This window comes from Oleiphilus sp. HI0123 (genome assembly GCF_001635315.1).
Map to the genome: position 1 here is coordinate 1 of NZ_LWGE01000806.1, position 354 is coordinate 354.

Annotated in this window: 1 protein-coding gene; it reads left to right on the forward strand. The window is 40.1% G+C overall.

Translation table 11 applies throughout. The annotated features are described in order from the left end of the window. On the forward strand, positions 1-354 hold a 354-nt coding region (locus tag A3761_RS07025), incomplete at both ends, for a hypothetical protein (protein ID WP_156491699.1).

Below are 354 nucleotides of genomic sequence, written 5' to 3' on the forward strand. Positions count from 1 at the left end.
AATTATAGTTCCTTCCCAAGATGTTGTACTAGGTTTGTACTATATGACACGTGAGCGTATAAACGCTCAAGGTGAAGGTATGGTTTTCTCTGATATTAAAGAGGTTCAGAGAGCATACGGTGCGAAAAAAGTTCACTTGCAGGCGAAAGTAAAAGTTCGTCTTACAGAGGTTACCAAAGATGAAGACGGTAACAATGTAAGCAAGTCGTTGATTGCAGATACGACAGTTGGTCGAGCAATGTTGTTCGATATTCTTCCTGATGGCTTACCATTTGATTTAGTTAACCGCCCGATGGTTAAAAAGGCGATCTCTAAGTTGATCAATACTGCATATCGCGTATGTGGTTTGAAAGA